The following is a 19,247-nucleotide window of genomic DNA, read 5'->3' as shown; positions in this document are numbered from 1 at the left end:
AAATTCATTTGTTCATGAACTTTGCTGGCTATTTAATTTTCTGATGCAAAGTACCATTTAATAAAGAAGTCACATAACTCTTATTTTGATGCGTTTATTTCGCTGTATGTGTCCATTCTTTTCTACCTCGATGACGTTTGATGTGTGCATAGACTTGGTCTGCCGCATAGTCAAGGTTGGTATATACTGTGATTGAAAATGCGGTTTGATGTTGAGCGAAAGGTTCTTCTAAATAGAGCTCTTTTAAATGTGCGTATAAACTTTCCATTTGTTCATGTGTAAGGCTAGTATACTCTCTCAATGTGCGTTTTGTAAGTTGATTGTGCTTATCTTCAAAAGCTTGAACCACAATAACAAAGCGTTCGTCTTGTTTTAAAACATCATCAAAAAGGTTTGTTTGTCCAACCATAATGTCCACCCTTTACAAATTGTTTACTTTATTATACATGAATTTGTTTGTACTGAAAATAATATAAAAAGCGACAATGAAGAGGAATGAATCAACATCATTGTCGCTAATTTTACAGTTATATGTGCGTAATTAAGACTGCTTTTGATTATACATTTCGTGCTCTGATAAATCAATTTCATTTAATGGAATGAGCTTTGTACGATTTAGAACCTTATGAATGAAATAAACCACGATTAGTAAAACAATCGGTAAGAAGCTTTGTGCAAGTTTAGCGATATCAAAAGTAACGATTGCTTCAAAAGAACTTCCAAAAATTAAAAATGCAATAATGGCTAAAACAACGATAGGCCCTATAGGGAATAAGGGCGACTTATACGGTAATAACTGATTAATGTCTTTGTTTTGAACTTTAATCGCACGACGCATACGAATTTGTGAAATGATACTTGAAGCCCACACGAAAGTGATTAAGGCACCAATTATATTTAATAATGCCATCACGCTTTGTGGATTAAAATTGGCATACACAGTGACAGCTGTAATTAAAATAAATGTTGTGAATAAAGCATTTAAAGGTAATTTCGTTGAATGATTAATACGACTTAACAACTTAGGTGCTGAGCCTTGTTGACTAAGAGAAAACAACATACGACTCGTTGTAAACATCCCTGAATTAGAAGCTGACAGTAAGGACGTTAATATCACAGCATTAATCACTGATGCTGCAAATGCAATACCGACTTTATCAAAAACAATTGTGAAAGGACTCTGTGTTATCGAACTGCTTTCATTTAATAGCGTTGGGTCTGTATATGGAATAATAGCTGAAATGACTGCAATGGATAGAACGTAGAATAATAATATACGCCAGAATACTTGTTTAATTGCGCGAGGCATAGATTTTTTAGGATTATCGGATTCCCCAGCAGTAACAGCCACAACTTCGGTACCACCAACAGAGAAGCCTGCAATCAGTAATACGCTTAGAAATCCTGAAATACCACCGACAAACGGTGCTTCGCCTAAGGTAAAGTTATCAAAGCCATATGTGTGACCGCCTAAAATACCAAAGATCATTAAAATACCTAATATAATGAAGACAATTATCGTCACAACTTTAATTAACGAGAGCCAAAATTCCGCTTCTCCAAAGGCTTTAACTGAAAAAACATTTAATAGTAATAATAAACTTAAAAAGATAATACTCCAAACCAAAGGTGAGAAGAAACTAAAGGCATCCCAATAACTTAGTACATTGGTAGCAATAATGACATCTACACTTGTAACGAGTGCCCAAATAAGCCAGTATAACCAACCCATCGTAAAACCTAATGAAGCATCTACGAACCGTGTCGCATAACTACTAAATGAACCTGAAACTGGGTAGAACGTTGCCATTTCACCTATAGAGGACATGAGAAAATATAGCATTGTTCCAATAATTAAATAGGCTAAAATTGCACCACCCGGACCAGCTTGTGCAATTACGCCACCAGTAGCAACAAATAAACCTGTACCTATGGCACCACCAATTGCAAACATAGTGATATGTCTCAATTGGAGCCCCCGACTTAAATTCTTTTCTTCCATAAACATCTTCTCCCTATTCAATTATTCTATATATTGTACTTGCAAAAGTGAGGGGTTTCAATAGTATTTTATAACTTTAAAGCCCTAAATTAAAAAAATACACCGAAAAAAGGCGAAATAGTTCCTTTTTTTAGAATTTTTAAGTATAATTTGAGATGAGTACTACATTAGAATTATTATAAAGAAGAAAGAGGGTTTTATTATGCGTCGTGAAGAACCAACTAAATTAACTGGTTTATTTGGCCACCCAGTTGGAGATCGTGAAAACACAGCCACAGCGGGCCCGCGTGGTCCATTATTAATGCAAGACCCATACTTCTTAGAACAAATGTCTCATTTTGATCGTGAAGTGATTCCAGAAAGACGTATGCATGCGAAAGGATCAGGTGCGTTTGGTACATTTACCGTGACCAATGATATTACACAATATACATGTGCCAAAATTTTTTCAGAAGTGGGGAAAAAGACTGAGATGTTCGCACGTTTTTCAACGGTAGCAGGTGAACGTGGAGCAGCTGACGCTGAACGTGATATTCGAGGTTTCGCATTAAAATTCTATACAGAAGAAGGTAACTGGGACTTAGTAGGAAATAACACACCCGTATTTTTCTTTAGAGATCCAAAACTATTTGTAAGTTTAAACCGCGCAGTGAAACGTGATCCAAGAACGAATATGAGAAGTGCACAAAATAATTGGGACTTTTGGACTTCTTTACCTGAAGCATTGCATCAAGTGACGATTTTAATGACAGATCGAGGTATTCCGAAAGGGTATCGTCATATGCATGGGTTTGGTTCACACACATACGGTATGATTAACGCAAACAATGAGCGTGTATGGGTGAAATTCCATTTCCGTACGCAACAAGGTATTGAAAATATTCAACCTGAAGAAGCGGCTAAAATCGTCGGTGAAGATCGTGAATCATCTCAACGCGATTTATATAATGCAATCGAAAACGGTGACTTTCCTAAATGGAAAATGTATATTCAAGTAATGACAGAAGAACAAGCTAAACACCATAAAGATAATCCATTTGACTTAACAAAAGTATGGTTCAAAGATGAATATCCACTTATTGAAGTTGGTGAATTCGAATTGAATCGTAACCCCGATAACTATTTCCAAGATGTAGAACAAGCTGCTTTTGCACCTACAAACATTATTCCTGGTATTGATTTCTCCCCAGACAAAATGTTACAAGGTCGTTTGTTCTCTTATGGAGATGCACAACGTTATCGCTTAGGGGTTAACCACTGGCAAATCCCTGTGAACCAACCAAAAGGTGTGGGTGTAAACAATATTTGTCCTTTCAGTCGTGACGGTCAAATGCGCATACTAGATGGAAACCAAGGCAGTCAAACCCACTATTATCCTAATAGTTATGGTGTACATGAAAGTCAACCAGAATACAAGCGACCGCCTTTAGAGCTTCATGGAGATGCATATGAATATAATTTCAGAGAAGACGACGATAATTATTTTGAACAACCTGGTAAATTGTTCCGTTTACAATCTCCAGAGCAGCAACAACGTATGTTCAAAAATACGGCAGATGAAATGGAAGGTACGACAGATGAAGTAAAACATCGTCATATTCGACATTGTTACCAAGCAGATCCAGATTATGGTAAAGGTGTCGCTAAAGCGTTAGGCATGTTAGATCAATTAGACTTTATTTTAGCGGGAATTAAATAATGTATATAAGGGGGCGCTTCTTTGGAGTTGCCCTTTTTTCATCAATATGGAGATCAACGGACAAAACAACTAGGCTTTTTGAAATTTAAAAGTTACGGGTTTTTATCATTGTAATTTTATATTTTTGAGAAAGGGATTTGTCAAACTTAAACTTATGAAATTGCAGTACAAATAATAATTCTGAAGAGAAGTTTTTTCTCACGTGTGGTACTTTCAGACTAAAGTAATTTTAGTTGTTGGTTTAGTTAATAGAAGTTGAGTAATGAGCGTCTTTAAAAAGAAAACAAAAAAGCCACAACACCGAACTTTCGGGCTGTAGCTTACGTCGTATTTTGATGAGTTGGTGTTTCGTAACTGCTTAAATCAACTTATTATTTCGTTTCTCTGTGTAACGTATGTTTGTTTAATCTTGGGCAATATTTCATCATTTCGATACGCTCAGGATTCGTACGTTTGTTTTTCGTAGTGATGTAGTTACGGTCACCACATTCAGTACATGCTAATGTCACATTAACGCGCATTGGGTCGACCTCCTTTTAAATTGAAACTATTACGATTTGTTATTTTATCATGTTTTGAACGCTTTGCCAACAGTTATTTATACCATATTTTAATTATTATAAAAATCATCCTTGATTCACAATAAAAGGATATGCTATGATTTAAATCGTAATAATTACGATTTGATAATGAAGGAGAGATAGATATGGCGAAAAAATCTAAAATTGCCAAAGAACAAAAGCGTGAAGCTTTAGTTGCAAAATACGCTGAATTAAGACGCGAACTTAAAGCAAAAGGTGATTATGAAGCTTTAAGAAAATTACCAAGAGATTCATCACCAACACGTTTAACACGTAGATGTAAAGTAACGGGTCGTCCAAGAGGCGTGTTACGTAAATTTGAAATGTCACGTATTGCTTTCAGAGAGCATGCACATAAAGGGCAAATTCCTGGCGTGAAAAAATCAAGTTGGTAAGAACCTTTTATTTACTTTATTGCCAATAGATAGTATATTATCTTTTGGAATAAATTTATAAGGGGTTTAGAAAATGAAAATTTTTGATTACGAAGATATTCAACTCATACCGAATAAAAGCATTGTGAAAAGTCGTTCTGAAATTGATACATCTATTCAATTTGGCCCAAAACGTTTTAAGTTACCGGTTGTGCCTGCAAATATGCAAACGGTAATGAATGAAACGTTAGCAGAGTGGTTCGCTGAAAATGATTACTTCTATATAATGCATCGTTTTGATGAAGCTGCACGTCTGCCTTTCGTTAAAAAAATGAAAGATAAAGGATTGTTTGCTTCCATTTCTGTAGGTGTAAAAGAAGGAGAATTCAAGTTTATTGAATCACTTAAAGAAGCAGACCTTTCACCAGAATACATCACGATTGATATCGCACATGGTCACTCAGATCAGGTGATTGAAATGATTCAACATATTAAAAAATTATTACCTGAAGTATTTGTTATTGCTGGTAATGTTGGTACGCCAGAAGGTGTGCGTGAACTTGAAAATGCTGGTGCAGATGCTACTAAAGTGGGTATTGGTCCAGGTCGTGTATGTATTACAAAAATCAAAACAGGTTTTGGCACAGGTGGTTGGCAACTTGCAGCAGTGAATCATTGTAGTAAGGCTGCACGTAAACCAATTATTGCTGATGGTGGCATTCGTACACACGGCGATATTGCTAAATCTGTACGTTTTGGTGCTTCGATGGTGATGATTGGTTCTTTATTTGCAGCTCATGATGAGTCTCCAGGTGAAACAGTAGAAGTTGATGGTAAAAAGTATAAAGAATATTTTGGTAGTGCATCTGAATATCAAAAAGGTGAACGTAAAAATGTTGAAGGCAAAAAAATGTTTGTAGAACATAAAGGTTCACTAAAAGATACCCTTACTGAGATGCAAGAGGACTTACAAAGTTCTATATCTTATGCGGGTGGTAAAGATATCGGTGCACTACGAAAAGTGGATTATGTGATTGTAAGAAATTCGATTTTCAACGGTGATAGAGACTAAAAAATAGGAGTGGATTTCTATTAAATCATTCATATCTTTTCTCATACTCGGTTTTGTCATTGTATTAACGATTCCGGTTCAACCTACAGATGCGACACAAAAATTGGCGCAACCTGTTACTACCAAAGTAGATCAACTTGTTGACAGTAATAAATCACATACAGCATTAAAGACTCCAGATCAACAAGCGTTTGCGATACGCAACATTCAGATTAACATGTCACAAAAAGATGTAGAGGCGAAACTCGGTAAAGCATCAGCTGTACTTGATAATGAATACGGTACAAAATGGCATGTATATCATAACAAGTTTAATGACTTTATCTTAGTAAGTTATATTAATGGTAAAGTTCATGGTTTATTTACGAATCAAAATATCATTACTTCTAAATCAGGTATTAAATACAACACACCACAAAATGTGGTGCGTGATAAATTAGGTAAACCCCTTGAAGGAATCAAAAAAGGAAATACATTATACCGCCAAAATAACGATGAATATGATGTGTTTGAGAAAGATGGCATCTATACAACTGCATTTTATGATAAACATCGTAGCAATCAGTTAACTGCGCTTTTACAAGTGAGTAAAGAGATGGAAAACCGATTAAATGGTCAGTATGGTGCCCCTTCAAAAGGTTTAGCTCAAAGTTATGAAAAACTAGACTATTATTTAGTCAATGCAACACGCGTACAAAACAATTTAAAAGCATTAAACTACTCTGAAGCGTTAGCTGACACTGCACGTAAACATAGTCATGATATGGCAGTGAATCAGTATTTTGAACATACGAATTTAAAAGGTGAATCACCATTTGATCGTATGAAAAAAGATGGACACCAGTATAGAACAGCAGCGGAAAACCTTGCTTATGGTCAACAAAGTGCAATCTTTGCGCACCAAGGGTTGATGAATTCTGCAGGTCACCGAAAAAACATCCTACATCCTAATGTATCCACACTTGGTGTAGGGGTAGACTTCAATAAAAATAAACAACCTTATTGGACTGAAAATTATACTGGATAATGTTTAACGCCGTTTAATATTGGGAAAAAATCAATCAAATGAGGTTGATAGTATGAATACTTATAATATGAAAGTTCAAGATATGCCCAATATCGAACAACAAACTAAGGATATTCTAGAACGTGTTAAAGAAATATTAAATAAGAAAGAAGCGTAAGGCGATAGCTATCGTCTTACGCTTTTCTTATTATATAAAAGTAAACCATGCGCTATGCGTATGGTTCCGGAGAGGTTTCACCGTTGTATTAAAATCGGCATTTCCTCATGATAGAATAAAACTTGGTCAGCCAACCAAAATTAACTATACGAGGAGATGCCATAATGTCTAACGACACAAACAGTTTAGCACATACAAAATGGAATTGTAAGTATCACATAGTTTTCGCAACAAAATATAGAAGACAAATAATATATGGAAAATTAAAAAGAGATATCGGAATAATTCTGAGACAACTATGTGAAAGAAAAGGTGTTGAAATCATAGAAGCTGAAGCATGTAAAGATTATATTCATATGCTTGTGAGTATACCTCCAAAACGGAGTGTTTCTCAATTTGTAGGATATTTAAAAGGTAAGAGTAGCTTAGTGATATTTGATAAACATGCACATTTGAAATATAAATATGGTAATAGGAAGTTTTGGTGTAAAGGATTTTAAGTAGATACAGTTGGAAGATATAAAAAGGTAATAGAAGAATACATTCGAAATCAATTACAAGAGGATATCGTTGCAGAACAACTCACAATGATGGAATATATAGACCCATTCACAGGGAAAGAAAATAAAAAGTTTAGAAAAAAATAGGACCCTTTTAGGGGTCGCTGAGAAAGTAGTACAGTTGGCTGATCTTTCCAGTGCCCTTACAATGGCTGGTCAGTAACAGAGGCTTTCAACCGCAGAACAAACCACCCGTTCACACGGGTAGTTTTGATTTTATATAAAATGTAATAGCTATGAAAGGAACTAGACTGGAATGAGATAAAGTGCCTAAAACTTAATATGAATGTAACCTAATTACTAATGTTATTAAAGGATATAAAATTAATGTTGACAATGATTTTGAAATGTATGATGATTTGTTTAAATACCACTATCATAAATAAACGAATTTTTTAACATTGAACGTGAAGTAATTGAGAAGGGGCTGGGACATAATTACCAGCCCCTTTTATATAAGCAAAGGAGATCTCATTGAATTACAGTTCTCTAAATAGGCCTACTACTTTACCTAGCACAGTGACATGTTCTAAGTAGATAGGATCTAAACTACTATTTTCAGGTTGTAAGCGATAACGATTTTTTTCTTTATAGAAACGTTTTACTGTGGCTTCATCATCTTCCGTCATTGCTACAATGATATCGCCATTTTCTGCGATTGATTGGCTTCTTACGATTACTTTATCGCCATCTAAAATGCCAGCTTCAATCATACTGTCTCCTACAACATTTAAAATAAAGATTTGGCCATTATGTGTAGAAGTAAAGTGTTCAGGAAGTGGGTAATATTCTTCAACATTTTCCACAGCAGTAATCGGCGTACCAGCGGTAACTTTACCGATAACGGGTACATAAATTGTTTCTTCCATATTTACTGGTTCACCCATGAGCTCACTTACGATTTCGATTGCTCGAGGTTTTGTAGGGTCACGACGGATGTAACCTTTCTCTTCAAGGCGTGATAAATGGCCGTGCACGGTTGAACTTGAAGCCAATCCAACAGCTTCTCCAATTTCACGAACACTTGGCGGATAACCTTTCGTTTGAACAATATGTTTGATAAATTCAAATATTTCTTCTTGTCTTTTTGTCAGTTCTCTCATTAGATTACACTCCTTTGCATGATTTATGTACATTATAGCATAGTTATCCGAACAGAACAAACATTTGTTCGTTTTATGTTGACACAGAACATTCGTTCTGTTAAAGTAATTACACAAACAAATGTTCTAGGAGATGTTGATAATGATGAAAGTGAAATTAAATGAAATATATCTATATGTATCTGTTTTTGTTGCTTCTATGATTATCTTTTTCGTATTCTTTATAATGACAAGTCAAACTGCGCATACAGAACAAACGTACGAAATGACAGACCATCAAATTAATTCTAATCAAACGGAACACGTACAAAAATACGAACAAAAATCAAAGGATCAACAAAATGTGCTCGCTGTGACAGTTCGATAGATTTAAATTCGAACATATGATATAAAGACATAGAAATGAGGCACACAGTAATGAAACTAAAAACTAATAAATATAGAGATTTTCTGAGGACGATGTGAAATGATGTATGACGTTTCACATTGTCTTTTTTAATTCAAGTTATGAGTCATGGCGGTTGGTTTTATGCGTCTTTTCTGTTATATTTTGTAGAGAATATTGACGGAGGTTTTCATATATGCTTAGTCAAGAAAAATTACAGCGTATTAATGCACTAGCAAAGAAAAAGAAAAGTGAAGGTTTGACCGAAGCTGAAGCAAAAGAACAATCACGCTTAAGAAGTGAATATCTTGCTTCATTTCGAAATAGTTTTAAAGATCAAATCGAACATACTAAAGTGATTGACCCTGAGGGTAATGACGTGACACCTAAAAAATTAAAAGAAATTCAAAAGCAAAATCATACACGTCGTTAGTTCACTGTTTATACAAAAGAAATTATAGGTTTTATACGTGGATATAAGGTATAATAACCCTAGTAGCAAATAGAAAGGAAGTCATAATATGTTTGGACAAAAAGACACACATGCAGTAAATACCATCCGTGCGCTTAGCATTGATGCAATTGAGAAAGCGAATTCTGGTCACCCTGGTTTACCAATGGGTGCTGCACCAATGGCTTACACACTTTGGACGCAACATTTAAATTTTAATCCTAATTCTAATACGTATTTCAATCGCGACCGTTTTGTTTTATCTGCGGGTCATGGTTCTGCACTTTTATATAGCTTGCTTCACGTTTCTGGCAGCTTAGAATTAGAAGAGTTAAAGCAATTTAGACAGTGGGATTCCAAAACACCAGGACATCCTGAATACAACCATACAAAAGGTGTAGAAATTACAACAGGGCCACTAGGTCAAGGTTTTGCTATGTCAGTAGGTATGGCAATGGCTGAAAAACACTTAGCTGCAAAATTCAATCAAGATGATATTTCTGTTGTAGATCATTATACTTACGTATTAGCTTCTGATGGCGACTTAATGGAAGGAATTTCTCATGAAGCTGCATCTTTAGCGGGTCATCTAAAATTAGATAAACTAATCACTTTATATGACTCAAATGATATTTCCTTAGACGGCAAAACAAATAAGTCTTTCTCTGAAGACATTAAAAAACGTTTTGAAGCGTATGGTTGGAATCATATCCTTGTTACAGACGGTAATGATATGGAAGCCATCAACAACGCAATTGTAAAAGCAAAATCTCAAGAAGGACCTACAATCATTGAAGTAAAAACAATCATTGGTTATGGTTCTCCAAATAAATCTAACAGTCACAGTTCTCACGGTGCACCACTAGGTGAAGAAGAACGTGAATTAACATTCAAAAATTATGAATTAGACGCGACTCAAACATTCCAAGTGGATGATAGTGTGTATGAAATCTTTAATGAAACGATGATCAAACGTGCAGACGAACATGAAGCTGCATGGAAAAAAGATTTGGAAGCATATGCTGAAAAATATCCTGAACTTGCGAAAGAGTTTAAATTAGCCATTGCAGGAGAATTACCTGAAAACTATGACGAAGCGTTACCACGTTTCGAGTTAGGTCACAAAGCGGCTTCTCGTGCAGATTCTGGAGAAATCATTCAAGCCATTGGTAAATCTGTACCTTCATTCTTCGGTGGTTCAGCTGACTTAGCGTCATCAAATAAATCGAACGTTAAAGCTGAAGGCGACTTCTCTGCAGAAGATGGCACAGGTAAAAATGTCTGGTTTGGTGTGCGTGAATTTGCGATGGCAGCTGCAGTGAATGGTATGGCAGCACACGGGGGGTTACATCCTTATGGTGCAACTTTCTTTGTATTTAGTGATTACTTAAAACCAGCGTTACGTCTTTCTTCTATTATGGGTGTGCGTTCAACGTTCATTTTCACGCATGATTCGATTGCGGTTGGTGAAGATGGTCCAACACACGAACCAATTGAGCAATTAGCTGGTTTACGTGCGATCCCTAACTTAAACGTGATTCGTCCAGCAGATGGCAATGAAACACGTGTCGCTTGGAAAGTTGCCTTAGAATCTAACAACACACCTACAGCACTCGTATTAACACGTCAAGGATTACCAGTGTTAGATGTCGAAGAATCAAAACTTGAAGAAGGTGTACGTAAAGGGGCTTACGTTGTATATGAAACAGAAAAAGCACCAGAATACGTATTGTTAGCTTCGGGTTCTGAAGTGAGCTTAGTTATTGAAGTTGCGAAAGATCTTGAGCAACGTGGTAAAGGTGTACGTGTCGTGTCAATGCCAAACTGGCATGCATTTGAACAACAGTCGAAAGCTTATCAAGAAGAGGTATTACTTCCAGAAGTATCTAAACGTGTTGCAGTTGAAATGGGTGCAACGCTTGGATGGCATAAATATGTAGGTATGAAAGGTATTGTTGTTGGTATTGACCGTTATGGTGCAAGTGCGCCTGGAGATTTAGTAGTTGAAAAATATGGTTTCACTAAAGAAAATATTCTTTCTCAAATCGAATCATTATAATTGTCATAGTTATTTTAAATGATGTATTTCAACGTAAAACTATAATCGGTGGTTTCCACATTATAGACGATTTCCTATGGATAGAGGGCGAGACGTTTATGTCCGCTCTCTATTTTCATGAAAGTATTGGAATGACCTTGAAAACTTGTACCAATTTTAGTAAAATGCAAAAGGATAGAGAAAGTGGGTGAAATAATGGCTACATGGTTGGCAATCGTATTAATTGTACTTGCACTTATCATTGGACTTGTAGGTGGCTTTTTCCTCGCACGTAAATATATGATGGATTATTTAAAGAAAAATCCTCCAATTAACGAAGAAATGTTACGTATGATGATGATGCAAATGGGTCAAAAACCATCACAGAAAAAAATTAATCAAATGATGACAATGATGAATAAAAACATGGACAAAAAGTTTTAATGTCCAACATTTAAATGTTAAAAAAGATTCGGAAGTGAGATAGTTTCCGAGTCTTTTTTTATGCGCGTCAATATGATTGAGCGCACTTCAATGACGTTTCGCTTTTTAGTATGATATAATACGCTTATTATTGGTTAACTACAAAGGAGATTTATGTATGACGTTTTTAGTATTTTCAATTCTTGTCGCCTTTTTTATGAGCGCTATCGTTATTTTTATTCGTGTGAAAGCGCAAAAATATCCTGTCAATACTAAAAAAATCATGTTGCCACCGCTTTTTATGGCAACAGGGGCATTGATGTATGTAGTGCCTTATTTTAGATTAACGGGTTTAGAAATTTTAGAATCCGTTATCGTAGGGTTTATTTTTTCATCGATATTAATCCTTACGTCACACTTTGAAGTGAAAAACCACCAAATTTATTTAAAAAAATCAAAAGCCTTTCCAATTATTTTAGTATCGTTGTTAATAATGCGGACGTTATTAAAAGTTTATATTGGTAACTCAGTCCATCCGGGTGAATTGGCAGGGATGTTTTTCTTATTAGCATTTAGTATGTTATTACCATGGCGACTTGCGATGTTATTACGTTATAGAAATATAAAACGTCAGTTAGGAAATGCTTCATAAAATGGATATCATTTAAACCGAGCTTGTTTATTATAGCATGAGAATGACATGCTAAAATGAGCTCGGTTTTTACTTGCAATGGCTTATAGCCTTTATTAAAATAATATAGAACAAATGTTCTGGAGTGATAAGATGAAAGTGATACATACAGCAGATTGGCATTTAGGAAAAGTGTTAAATGGTCACTCGTTTCTAGAAGATCAGTGCGCTATTTTAGAGGAATTTGTGAAAAAAGTTGAAAAAGAAAATCCTGATGTGCTGATTATAGCAGGAGATATATTTGATACTGCAATGCCAAGTAAACGAGCTATTGAATTAATGGAACGCACGATTGCACGTTTAAATATAGACTTAAAAATACCAATGATTATTACAAATGGTAACCACGATGGTAAAGAGCGTTTACGATATGGTGCACACTGGTTCAAACAGAATCAACTATACATTCGTACGGAATTAGCTGATTTTGAAAAACCAATTACTTTAGGAAATGTGTGTTTTTATACGTTGCCCTTTTTTACACTGGCAGAAGCGAGAGCTTTTTTAGGTGTGGAAGTTTCAACATATGAAGAAACTATTACACAACTTGTAGAACGTATTAAGCCTCAGATAGATGCCTCAAAGCAAAATGTGTTGATTGGACATTTTACTTTATTTGGTGCACCAAAAAGTGATTCCGAAAGAGAACTCACTGTTGGGACGATTGAAAGTGTGCGTCCACATTGTGTGTCGTTATTTGACGCAGTAATGTTAGGGCATATTCATCACCCTTTTGCTTTAAATCAAAATGATATTTATTATAGTGGCTCGTTATTACAGTATTCGTTTTCTGAAGTCAACCAAACTAAAGGAATGAGATGTTTCACTTTTAATAAAGATGATTATACTCAAACGTTTATACCGTTGACCTCAGAAAGGCAACTCCAATATGTTGAAACGACGTTTGATGATGCAATAAACGGTCGTTTTAAACATACTAACAAAGACGATTATTTTCATTTCAGTTTATCAGAGCTTGAAATGGTTAAAGATCCAATGCAACAACTTAAAAAAGTGTTTCCGAACACCTTGGCACTCACACAACAAGAGTATGAATCGACGAAACATGTGAAAGCCTCTCACAATATTAAAAAAATGAAACCTATTGAAATTATAGATACTTTTTATAAAGAACTCATGGATGATGGATTAGATGAGATTCAAATGAAAGAAGTGAAAGCCTTTTTAAATCACTACGAAGAGGAGGAATAAGATGAAACCGATTCGTTTAAAGTTAGAGAATTTTGGCCCTTTTTTAAATGAAGAAATTGATTTTACACAAATTGAAACGAATCAACTTTTTTTGATTAGTGGTAAAACAGGCTCTGGTAAAACGATGATTTTTGATGCGATAGTTTATGCCTTATATGGTAGAGCGTCAACATCGTCCCGTGAAGTCGCACAATTGCGAAGCCACTTTGCTTCTCCTGACGTGCCATTAAAAGTGACGTATGAATTTGACGTGCAACACCAACGCTATAAAGTGATACGTTCTGCGACTTTTACAAAACCGAATAAAAAAAGTGAAACACAAGGTATTCTTGAAGTGTATAAACGTGAAGATACACAATATGTACTTCAAGAGAGCAAAATTAATCCAGGCAATGCCTATTTGCAATCATTAATGAATTTAAAAGTCGATCAGTTTCGTCAATTGTTTATATTACCTCAAGGTGAGTTTAAATCATTTCTAGTGTCAAAAAGTCAGGATAAGCAAACGATTTTGCGTACACTATTTAATACAGTCATGTATGAAGACTTAAAAAACAATTTAAAAGATAAAACCAAGTCTATTCAAGAAGATATGGATAAAACATACGATCGATTAAGTACTTATTGGCAAGATATGTATGCGCTTGACAATGATAATTTAAAACGTCATCTTGAAACGAATGTCTCGCAGTACACTCAAATAGAAACATGCTTATCTGACTTTGAGGAGATCGGCCACCGTGAAATTATGCGCTTATCATCAAAAAAAACATCCACTGAAACACGATTGGCGCAAATAAAAGCAAAAGTTGATCAAGAAAATATGAGACAGCAATTATCTTCTGATTTAAAAGACATCGATCAAACGTTGACATCTTTATATGAACAAAGTGGTGAAATCACGCAATTAGAACAAAAATTACATATATTAAAAGAGAGTCAATTGGCCATACATGCACTAAATGAATTAGAACAATTAGAAAAAGAAATCGAAAACAATCAGGCGAAATTAGATACTTTAGATGAAAACTTAAAAGCGCAACAAACAAGATTACAACATTATCAGCAAAAAAAGGGAGAACTTGACCAACAACAAACAGACATTGATACAAAAATAGAGCTTTTAAAATCAACGCATCATTATATTCAAAATGCTCAAGATATTATAGAAGCTTTCGAGAATGAATCATCATTATTACAGAGGAATGAACAATTATACAAAGAAGTTGAAACCTACAAAACACAATTGAAAGAGCTAGAGACAGGATTACAGGGGTCAGCAACAGATTTTTCTCACTTGGAGCATCTAAAAGAAATACAATTTAGATTAAGAAGTCAGTTAGACAAAATTGAGGTTATTGAACAAGACTATCGACGTAAATGTCAATTAACCCAACAACAAGGAGAATTAAAAGCATCTCTTACTTCTCTTGAGCAAAAAATCGAACAGTTATCTTCACAAAGGCATGGCATAACCGAAAAAGATCAATCGATGGTGTCACATGATCATATGATAGATACATTACGCTCAATGTTGTCTTTAGATGATCCGTGCCCTGTTTGTGGTCAAATCGTTAGGGATACGCATGCGGGTGTGAATGTTCAATTGTTAAAAAAACAATTAGAAGAAAATAAGCGATTCGATACAAGAATTCATCAACTTGAGAAGAAGTGTATTGAACAACAAGCAACATTGAAACATATTGATGCACAATTATTAGAGCTTGAATCGATTGACAACCCAGAATGTCAAAAGCAAAAGGTGTTAAAGCAAAAATCAGACAACGAAACGCAAATCGTGCAGTTGACAAAGCAACAACAACAAGTTAATACCTTAAAAGAACAGCAACAACATGTAGAAAAACTCATCCAGCAACTGCAGATTGAAATTGATAAAAACAACTATGTGCGTGAACATGCGGTTCAAAAAGTGACTCAATTTAAAAAAATAACGCGTTTTGATAACTTTTCAACGTTTAAAGCTTCATATGTAAAAATAGAAAAAGATGTGAATGCGTTTCAAAAGGAACGAAATCGTGTTCAAACAAACATTCAATCATTGAATGAACAAATCTTGATTATTGAAAATGATTTAAAACATCAAAAAGCGAAATATCAAATGAATCAAGAACGTTATCAACACGTCGATGCCACTGTTAAAACTGAAATGAAAAAATTAAAGTTAGAATCATTCAATCAATTGCGTGATTTAACTTCTGAAGCAAAGCATATTGAAAATTATGAAAGACGCGTATCGTCGTATCATAATGAGGTGCAAAAGTGGACTGCTCAAAAAGAAACACTTACACATCAATTAGAGGCGTTACCTGTTGACGATATTAATGAACTTCAAGTGCAATATGATGATATTCAAGAACATGTTAATAACATCACCCAGCGGTATAATGAAACTGCTTTTCAAGTTCAAGAAAATAAAAAGAGAATCCGAAAGATTGAGGCCCTAATTCGCTACATACAACAAATCTTAAAGGAGCATCGTGCAATTTTTAATTTATCAGAAGTGATTTCTGGTAAAAACAATCTTAAATTAACTTTGGAAAATTATGTACTCATCTATTATTTAGAACATATTTTAGATGCTGCCAATAAGCGCTTTCGTCATATGACGGGGCAACGGTATGAGTTAGTGCGTAAAACTGAAAAAGGACGTGGATATAGTGGGTTAGAAATAGAAGTATTTGATTATTATTCTAACCAAACACGGCATATTACATCTCTTTCAGGTGGGGAAACGTTTCAAGCTTCTCTTGCATTGGCGTTAGGTTTGAGTGAAATAGTTCAAAATGAACAAGGTGGAATTTCATTAGATGCGATGTTTATTGATGAAGGTTTTGGTACATTAGATCAAGAAACGTTAGAAACCGCGTTAGATACACTAATTCAATTGCAGTCTACTGGTCGACTCGTGGGCATTATTTCGCATGTGACAGAGCTTAAAAATAGAATTCCAATCATATTAGAAGTGAAAGCGAAAAATTATCAAAGTTTTACCTCGCTAACTTTTAATGAATAATGATGAAAAAACTCAAAAAAGCGGCGTTAAATTTTTACATTTAAACGCCGCTTTTTCATGCTTAAAATAATTAAGCCTTTTTATTTTGTTCACGTAATAAGTCGCGAATTTCAGTTAATAAAACTGTACTTTCTTCAACTTCTTCTTCAATTTCTTCTTCAACTTTTTTAGGCTTAACAAGTGTGTTAGCGATTTTAATGAAGATAAATAGCGCAAAAGCGATAATAATGAAGTCAATGATAGATTGAATAAAAATACCATACTTAATTCCGTAAATTGTCCAGTTTTTAGCAAAATCAATTTCACCAAATAAAAGACCGATTAAAGGCATAATGACATTTTCTACGAGAGATGTCACGATTTTGTTGAAAGCAGCCCCCATAACTACAGCTACTGCCAATTCAAGTACATTGCCTTTTAATGCAAATTCTTTAAATTCTTTTAACATGATATTCTCCCCCTGATTGTGATTTGCAACACTTTAAGAATTATACATCAAAGACATAATATTGCAAGACGCAATTTTGCTATATAAACTCATTTTTATATGCTACGTTGAATATGTTATTGTGTTTTGTTATTGTATATATGACGATTGCATTTTTGTGCTTAATTAAAACGTTAATCAAAAAATGCGTATATCTTTGAAAATTTAATATGGAGAAAGGGAGTAGGTATTGATATGAATACTTCAAATCCAAACGAAAATGGTAAGAAGTTTTCACCAGTATTTATATTTAGTTCAATTATAATCTTTGCGATTGTTTTAATTGGGGTATTTATTCCAAAACAATTCGGTGGATTTACATCTATGATTACAGCTTGGATAACGAATACATTAGGTTGGTATTATCTGATCTTAACAACAGTGATTGTTTTCTTTTGTATCTTTTTAATTTTTAGCCCGATCGGCAAATTAAAGCTCGGGAGACCGAATGATAAACCTGAATTTAACACAGTATCATGGTTTGCGATGCTATTTAGTGCTGGTATGGGAATTGGTCTTGTATTCTATGGTGCTGCAGAGCCTTTAGCGCACTTTGCATCACCACCAAATGCGGACCCTAAATCCACAGCAGCATTTACAGAATCGCTCCGTTCTACGTTCTTCCATTGGGGCTTCCATGCATGGGCGGTATATGGTGTTGTGGCACTTGCACTTGCTTACGCACAATTTAGAAAAGGTGAGCCTGGGTTATTATCTAAAACGTTACGTCCGATTTTAGGTGATCGTGTTGATGGCCCAATTGGTACATTTATTGACGTCTTAGCCGTTTTTGCTACTGTGGTCGGGGTTGCCGTATCATTAGGTATGGGCGCGCTTCAAATTGCCGGTGGTTTACATTATTTATTTGGCGTTCCAAATAATATTGTGACACAATCGGTTATTATTGTTGTTGTTACCATTTTATTTATTATGAGCGCTTGGTCTGGACTCAGTAAAGGGATTCAATATTTAAGTAATTTAAATATTGGTTTAGGTACTATTTTATTATTATCTGCACTTTTTATTGGACCGACAATTTTAATTTTAAATATGTTAACTAGTTCTACGGGAAGCTTATTGAATTCTTTCTTATTTAATAGTTTTGATGCAGCAGCGATGAATCCACAAAAACGTGAATGGATGGCAAGTTGGACACTTTACTACTGGGGTTGGTGGTTAAGTTGGAGTCCGTTTGTAGGTGTATTTATTGCACGTGTATCAAAAGGACGTTCAATTCGTGAATTTATTTCTGGTGTATTACTTGTACCCGTTATTGTAAGCTTCATTTGGTTTAGTGTGTTCGGTGTTCTTGGTATCGAAACTGCTAAAAAACATAAAGAAATTTACGACATGTCTGTTGAAACGCAATTATTCGGTGTGTTCCACCATTTACCTATGGGGATGGTGCTTTCCATTATTGCGTTACTATTAATTGCATCATTCTTCATCACTTCTGCTGATTCAGCGACATTTGTACTTGGTATGCAAACGACATTTGGTTCTCAAAATCCAAGTGCATTTGTAAAAGTGACATGGGGTGTGGCACAATCGCTAATTGCATTTGTCCTTTTACTTTCAGGTGGCGGTGATGGTGAAGCAGGTCTTACTGCACTACAAAATGCAGCGATTATTAGTGCATTGCCGTTCTCTTTTGTTGTCATATTAATGATGATTAGTTTTTATAAAGATGCGAACAAAGAGCGTAAATTCTTAGGTTTAACATTAACGCCTAACAAGCATCGTTTAAAAGAATATGTTGAAAATTCTCGTAATGATTATGAAGACGAACTAATTTCCAGACGTAAGTCATTACGTGATACTGAAAGATAAGTAAAAACTTATAATAAACCTGATGACGAGGTAGATCTTTGTCATCAGGTTTTTTGTATATGAGAGATGAATATCTTAATGACTAAAAACGTAAGGATGCGTTAGCATAAAATATACTTAT

At 34.8% G+C, this 19,247-nt stretch carries 17 protein-coding genes and 1 pseudogene; 13 read left to right on the top strand and 5 right to left on the bottom strand.

Features of this window, described 5'->3' with window-relative positions; translation table 11 throughout:
- Positions 1-94: 94 nt before the first annotated feature.
- On the bottom strand, positions 95-409 hold the full coding sequence (locus tag SHYC_RS07515; RefSeq protein ID WP_039645909.1) for a hypothetical protein: 315 nt from the start codon (positions 407-409) through the stop codon (positions 95-97).
- Between the two features lie 132 nt (positions 410-541).
- Positions 542-2,002, bottom strand: a complete 1,461-nt coding sequence (locus SHYC_RS07510; protein ID WP_039645907.1) for an amino acid permease — start codon at positions 2,000-2,002, stop codon at positions 542-544.
- A 202-nt stretch (positions 2,003-2,204) separates the two neighbouring features.
- On the opposite strand from SHYC_RS07510, the gene SHYC_RS07505 reads away from it, so the two are divergent.
- Positions 2,205-3,701 (top strand): catalase, encoded by a 1,497-nt coding sequence (locus SHYC_RS07505; protein WP_039645905.1) that lies wholly within the window; start codon positions 2,205-2,207, stop codon positions 3,699-3,701.
- Positions 3,702-4,072: 371 nt separating this feature from the next.
- On the opposite strand, the gene rpmG is transcribed toward SHYC_RS07505, so the two are convergent.
- On the bottom strand, positions 4,073-4,222 hold the full coding sequence (gene rpmG / locus SHYC_RS07500) for a 50S ribosomal protein L33 (RefSeq protein WP_014613994.1): 150 nt from the start codon (positions 4,220-4,222) through the stop codon (positions 4,073-4,075).
- A gap of 185 nt (positions 4,223-4,407) precedes the next feature.
- On the opposite strand from rpmG, the gene rpsN reads away from it, so the two are divergent.
- The 4 genes and pseudogenes from rpsN to tnpA all read left to right on the top strand — a co-directional run bounded on the left by rpsN (position 4,408) and on the right by tnpA (position 7,559).
- Positions 4,408-4,677: a 30S ribosomal protein S14 gene (gene rpsN / locus SHYC_RS07495; RefSeq protein WP_039645903.1), complete on the top strand. Its 270-nt coding sequence runs from the start codon at positions 4,408-4,410 to the stop codon at positions 4,675-4,677.
- Between the two features lie 73 nt (positions 4,678-4,750).
- Entirely contained in the window at positions 4,751-5,728 is a 978-nt protein-coding gene (gene guaC, locus SHYC_RS07490; protein WP_039645901.1) for a GMP reductase, read from the top strand.
- 13 nt (positions 5,729-5,741) lie between these two features.
- Positions 5,742-6,755 (top strand): CAP domain-containing protein, encoded by a 1,014-nt coding sequence (locus SHYC_RS07485; protein WP_170121165.1) that lies wholly within the window; start codon positions 5,742-5,744, stop codon positions 6,753-6,755.
- A 321-nt stretch (positions 6,756-7,076) separates the two neighbouring features.
- Positions 7,077-7,559: pseudogene (gene tnpA, locus SHYC_RS07480) on the top strand (IS200/IS605 family transposase).
- A gap of 392 nt (positions 7,560-7,951) precedes the next feature.
- Here tnpA and lexA read toward each other — a convergent pair.
- Positions 7,952-8,575: a transcriptional repressor LexA gene (gene lexA, locus SHYC_RS07475; RefSeq protein WP_037564495.1), complete on the bottom strand. Its 624-nt coding sequence runs from the start codon at positions 8,573-8,575 to the stop codon at positions 7,952-7,954.
- Between the two features lie 142 nt (positions 8,576-8,717).
- Here lexA and sosA point away from each other — a divergent pair, with 142 nt between their 5' ends.
- The 7 genes from sosA (at position 8,718) to sbcC (ending at position 16,809) form a co-directional block, all read left to right on the top strand.
- On the top strand, positions 8,718-8,942 hold the full coding sequence (gene sosA, locus SHYC_RS07470) for a DNA damage-induced cell division inhibitor SosA (RefSeq protein ID WP_039645899.1): 225 nt from the start codon (positions 8,718-8,720) through the stop codon (positions 8,940-8,942).
- A gap of 214 nt (positions 8,943-9,156) precedes the next feature.
- Positions 9,157-9,393, top strand: coding sequence for a DUF896 domain-containing protein (locus tag SHYC_RS07465; RefSeq protein ID WP_039645897.1), 237 nt, complete (start codon positions 9,157-9,159; stop codon positions 9,391-9,393).
- Positions 9,394-9,481: 88 nt separating this feature from the next.
- Positions 9,482-11,470 carry a transketolase gene (gene tkt, locus SHYC_RS07460; protein ID WP_039645895.1) on the top strand — a complete coding sequence of 663 codons (1,989 nt, stop codon included), beginning with the start codon at positions 9,482-9,484 and terminating at the stop codon, positions 11,468-11,470.
- 183 nt (positions 11,471-11,653) lie between these two features.
- Entirely contained in the window at positions 11,654-11,893 is a 240-nt protein-coding gene (locus tag SHYC_RS07455) for a YneF family protein (RefSeq protein WP_037564485.1), read from the top strand.
- 157 nt (positions 11,894-12,050) lie between these two features.
- A complete protein-coding gene (locus SHYC_RS07450) occupies positions 12,051-12,524 on the top strand; it encodes a CcdC family protein (RefSeq protein ID WP_039645891.1) in 474 nt (157 codons plus the stop codon).
- Between the two features lie 132 nt (positions 12,525-12,656).
- On the top strand, positions 12,657-13,775 hold the full coding sequence (gene sbcD / locus SHYC_RS07445) for an exonuclease subunit SbcD (protein ID WP_039645889.1): 1,119 nt from the start codon (positions 12,657-12,659) through the stop codon (positions 13,773-13,775).
- A 1-nt stretch (position 13,776) separates the two neighbouring features.
- Positions 13,777-16,809 (top strand): exonuclease subunit SbcC, encoded by a 3,033-nt coding sequence (gene sbcC / locus SHYC_RS07440; protein WP_039645887.1) that lies wholly within the window; start codon positions 13,777-13,779, stop codon positions 16,807-16,809.
- A gap of 70 nt (positions 16,810-16,879) precedes the next feature.
- Here sbcC and mscL read toward each other — a convergent pair whose 3' ends face one another.
- Positions 16,880-17,257: a large conductance mechanosensitive channel protein MscL gene (mscL, locus tag SHYC_RS07435; protein ID WP_039645885.1), complete on the bottom strand. Its 378-nt coding sequence runs from the start codon at positions 17,255-17,257 to the stop codon at positions 16,880-16,882.
- 234 nt (positions 17,258-17,491) lie between these two features.
- Between mscL and SHYC_RS07430 the strand changes: the two genes are divergently transcribed.
- On the top strand, positions 17,492-19,126 hold the full coding sequence (locus tag SHYC_RS07430) for a BCCT family transporter (protein WP_039645883.1): 1,635 nt from the start codon (positions 17,492-17,494) through the stop codon (positions 19,124-19,126).
- Positions 19,127-19,247 lie beyond the last annotated feature (121 nt).

The organism is Staphylococcus hyicus (genome assembly GCF_000816085.1).
Lineage (GTDB): Bacteria > Bacillota > Bacilli > Staphylococcales > Staphylococcaceae > Staphylococcus > Staphylococcus hyicus.
The sequence above is the reverse complement of the archived record's forward strand: the minus strand, read 5'-3'. Positions and strand labels throughout refer to the sequence as shown.